Annotated in this window: 2 protein-coding genes and 1 pseudogene; 2 read left to right on the top strand and 1 reads right to left on the bottom strand. The window is 32.0% G+C overall.

The features are described 5' to 3' along the window. Window positions 1–739: 739 nt before the first annotated feature. Window positions 740–1,744 (bottom strand): protein rep, encoded by a 1,005-nt coding sequence (locus tag JVV30_RS00025; protein WP_011645009.1) that lies wholly within the window; start codon window positions 1,742–1,744, stop codon window positions 740–742. Between the two features lie 303 nt (window positions 1,745–2,047). On the opposite strand from JVV30_RS00025, the gene optrA reads away from it, so the two are divergent. Beyond that, the gene (gene optrA, locus JVV30_RS00020) at window positions 2,048–4,015 is read left to right on the top strand and encodes an ABC-F type ribosomal protection protein OptrA (protein ID WP_204192883.1); all 1,968 of its coding nucleotides are present in this window, start codon (window positions 2,048–2,050) and stop codon (window positions 4,013–4,015) included. Between the two features lie 264 nt (window positions 4,016–4,279). Beyond that, window positions 4,280–4,552, top strand: a pseudogene (locus JVV30_RS00015) (nucleotidyltransferase domain-containing protein); the annotation flags it as partial. Window positions 4,553–4,685 lie beyond the last annotated feature (133 nt).

Here is a 4,685-nt window from a genome sequence, read left to right as displayed (position 1 = left end):
CGGAACCCTTAACAATCCCAAAACTTGTCGAATGGTCGGCTTAATAGCTCACGCTATGCCGACATTCGTCTGCAAGTTTAGTTAAGGGTTCTTCTCAACTTCAATAAATTTTCTCGGCATAAATGCGTGTTCTTTTTTGTCTACTTAGTAGACCTGGTAAACCCAATTGTTATTGCTTTACAAGTCCAAAATTCATCGTTACAATCTAGTTAAATCCCGTAAGGGCGCACTTATACGTCGGATAAATCGACGTGTGCAAAACCATTATCGACCTTCGTCGATTTTTTATCTTAGTTTTAAGTAATCGGTGTTGTAGCACAGATATAAAAATTAATACTGCACGAATTTGAATCGACGTTGTAGCGTAGATATAAAAATTAATACTCCCTCAAAATTTAACTAAGATTTAAGCTACTAGTTTTTTGCTAGTAGCTTTTTTATTTTTAAAATTTTAAATACCTTTATTTTGAATTTTAAGGGGGCATTTTAAAGATTTAGGGGTAATTCATATAGTTTTATGCCTAAAAACTTATATAAGCTCTTAAAACGCGAATATGAGCCAAATAAATATATGCTATTTCCAAAAGCAAAAATTTGAGCAAATCCAGTGTTGATTTTTTAAGACACTGTCCATTTACATGCAAACTTAAAAGTTGGCATGTAAAGTGGTCAACCATGCCGGTTGAACGCTATAGTTCCCGCAGGGGCAAAAATACATAAAAAAACGCTAGCTTTTAAGCTAACGTTTCAAATTTTTTAAATAATAATTTTGTTTTTCAAAATTCCAAATTGCCGTAATCGAATGTGCTTTTTCTTCTTCGTCTGTTGTTTTATCTTCGTCACTTGTATTAATCAAATTACCATCTTCGGCATCATCTAAATTTAAAATCTTATGTTTTTGTTTAAGTAATCCACCATAACTCAACATACGCTTTCGGTATAAACCTTTTTCTAAATCATTCACGATTTCTTGATTTCTTTCATCATCATCAGTTAAAAAATCAGATGACTTAACCGAATATTTAGAGGTTTCTTTAATAGCTGCTTGAATATCTTTATCGCCTTTTTGATTTGGTTTGATCGCTTTAATATTTGCTACCGGTCGATAATTTACTTGTAATGCTTTTTGCCATAAATTAACCCATTCTTCTTGAGTTATATAATTAGCTTTATTCTTAAAATAACTATTTTCAACACACAACAAAACATGCATATGTTGATTATAACTGCCATCATTTTTATTAACTGTAACTTCTGTTGAACGCATAAAACCAATTAAATTTTTACTAACTTTTTTATATTTAAATAATCTTCTAAAAGATTCAGTTAAATGCTTTAAACTTCGTTCTAAAGTATCCCCATCTATCGCATTTCGTGTCGATAGAGTAAGAAATAACCATCGAGCTTTAGGCTTTTCTTTTACTACTTCTTCAATCACTTTTTGAGCTTGATAACTATTTTTCATAGCACGCCTCCAATTACAAACTGGGCATAATTTTGACTTACAAAACCATGTCTTATGTAACTTCAAATAACCTTCATCAGTTGGCTTGAATTCTAAGACGTTACCACATTGTTTTACGTTAAAAGCCTTTTTAATTTTTAAAATCTCCAGTATATCTGCGTAACTTACATTATCAATTTTCTTTTCTCTCCATGGGCGTTGCTTCCCACTTTTCGTCATATCTTTTAATGTTTCGTTATCTTGATTTTCGTCAATATATTTAGTAGTATTATATTGCATATAAAAATCCCCCAGTTTTATTTAAGATTCGACACCTTAATAATATAACTGGGGTGTTTTCATGTCAAATTTTCTTTTCAACCACAAAAATACATAAAAACACTGTCACATCAACGATAAATCATATTTTTAAAAAAGAACGTTATTTCTATATAGTATCAAGAAAAGAAGAAACTCGTTTTCAACTCGTTTCAAATTCCCAAGTTAGGAGGGAGAAGCAAATGAAATCTACAACTAAAGTAACATTTAAAGAACTCCATGTATAGGTGGCTGTGACAAGCTTTACATGGAGTAGAATAATTATTGTCCAAAGCCACCTTTGCAATTGCTAGTACTAACGCAAAGGAGGATATGAAAATGCAATACAAAATAATTAATGGTGCCGTTTACTATGATGGTAATATGGTGTTGGAAAACATCGATATTGAAATCAATGATAATGAAAAGATTGCTATTGTTGGTAGAAATGGATGTGGAAAAACAACCTTGCTAAAAGCTATTATAGGCGAAATTGAATTAGAAGAAGGAACTGGTGAAAGTGAGTTTCAAGTAATAAAGACCGGTAACCCTTATATTAGCTATTTAAGACAGATGCCTTTTGAAGATGAAAGTATATCAATGGTGGATGAAGTCCGTACGGTATTTAAGACGCTTATTGATATGGAAAACAAGATGAAACAGCTGATAGATAAAATGGAGAATCAATATGATGATAAAATCATCAATGAATACTCTGATATCAGTGAAAGGTATATGGCTCTTGGAGGTCTAACCTACCAAAAAGAATATGAAACGATGATTCGTAGTATGGGTTTTACTGAAGCAGATTATAAAAAACCCATTTCTGAATTTTCAGGTGGTCAGCGAACTAAGATAGCTTTTATAAAAATACTTTTAACAAAGCCAGACATTCTATTACTTGATGAACCTACTAACCACCTTGATATAGAAACAATACAATGGTTGGAGAGTTATTTGAGAAGTTATAAATCTACATTGGTTATTATTTCCCATGATAGAATGTTTCTTAATCGAATTGTGGATAAGGTTTATGAAATCGAATGGGGAGAGACCAAATGTTATAAAGGTAATTATTCAGCCTTTGAGGAGCAAAAACGAGAAAATCATATCAAACAGCAAAAAGATTACGATTTGCAACAGAAAGAAATTGAAAGGATTACACGCTTGATTGAACGTTTTCGTTATAAACCTACGAAAGCTAAAATGGTGCAATCTAAAATTAAATTATTACAGCGTATGCAAATATTAAATGCACCAGACCAATACGATACAAAAACTTATATGTCTAAATTTCAACCGAGAATCAGTAGTTCAAGGCAAGTATTAAGTGCTTCAGAACTTGTGATAGGCTATGATACTCCTCTTGCAAAGGTTAATTTCAACCTTGAAAGGGGACAGAAGCTTGGAATTGTTGGGAGTAATGGTATTGGTAAATCCACGTTGCTTAAAACACTTATGGATGGTGTGGCAGCATTGTCTGGAGATTTTAAATTCGGATACAATGTTGAAATTAGCTATTTTGACCAACAGCTTGCTCAAATCAGTGGAGATGATACACTATTCGAAATTTTTCAAAGCGAATACCCTGAGCTAAATGACACAGAGGTCAGAACTGCTCTTGGCTCATTTCAGTTTAGTGGAGATGATGTTTTTAGACCGGTGTCCTCTTTGTCAGGTGGAGAAAAGGTTAGATTGACATTATGTAAATTATTATATAAACGTACTAATGTTTTAATCTTAGATGAACCGACAAACCACATGGATATTATTGGAAAAGAGAATTTAGAGAATATCTTATGCAGTTATCAAGGTACAATTATTTTTGTGTCACATGATAGATATTTTACTAATAAGATTGCTGACAGATTACTTGTTTTTGATAAGGATGGTGTAGAGTTTGTACAATCTACTTATGGTGAGTACGAGAAAAAAAGGATGAATTCTGAAAAGCCATTTAATAACATTAAAGTTGAGCAGAAAGTAGAGAAAAATAACACAGTAAAAGGCGATCGTAACTCCATTGAGAAGGAGAAGGTTAAGAAGGAGAAACGAATTGAAAAGCTTGAAGTGTTAATAAATCAATATGATGAAGAATTAGAAAGATTGAATAAAATCATTTCTGAACCAAACAATTCTTCTGATTATATAGTACTGATGGAAATACAAAAATCAATTGATGATGTTAAAAGGTGTCAGGATAATTATTTTAATGAATGGGAACAGTTGATGAGAGAATTGGAAGTTATGTAATTTTTGAGTTATGCAATAAGGATGTAAAAGTGTTAATGATACATTCTGGTTGTTGAAAATGTAAAAAAATTAATGAATTTTTATTAGATATAATCGCTATGTGAAGACCTTTTGAGTTTGCCGCATAGCGGTTTTTATTATCTATACTTTGGAATTGTCAAGAAAAGTGTAGTCGTATAAACTCACTAAATTTCCTTTGATTGTTATGCTGCCAGAAGTTGTTCTTCCAGCTGAACAAAATTATTACGATTTATATGAAAAGTTGTTGCCTGGATGCCTTCACGTATGGAACTTAAGCATGAAGAATATGGGTATTTAGATATTCATCCTATAAATCTAAATGATGATGGATCAATTACCCAAGCAAACCCAGAAGGTGGTAATTATGTTTTCCAAAATGACTGGTTTTCAGAAACTAATTACAAAGGTCGAAAAATACCATGTATTTCAAAAGAAGCTCAACTTCTTTTTCATTCTGGTTATGATTTAACAGAAAAAGACCATTTTGATATAAAAAATTTAAAATCAATAACATAATTGCTTTATTCCAATTGCTTTATTGACGTTGAGCCTCGGAACCCTTAACAATCCCAAAACTTGTCGAATGGTCGGCTTAATAGCTCACGCTATGCCGACATTCGTCTGCAAGTTTAGTTAAGGGTTCTTCTCA

Source organism: Staphylococcus sp. GDY8P47P (assembly GCF_016892225.1).
GTDB classification, from domain to species: domain Bacteria; phylum Bacillota; class Bacilli; order Staphylococcales; family Staphylococcaceae; genus Staphylococcus; species Staphylococcus borealis.
This window is presented reverse-complemented; position numbering and strand designations above follow the sequence as displayed.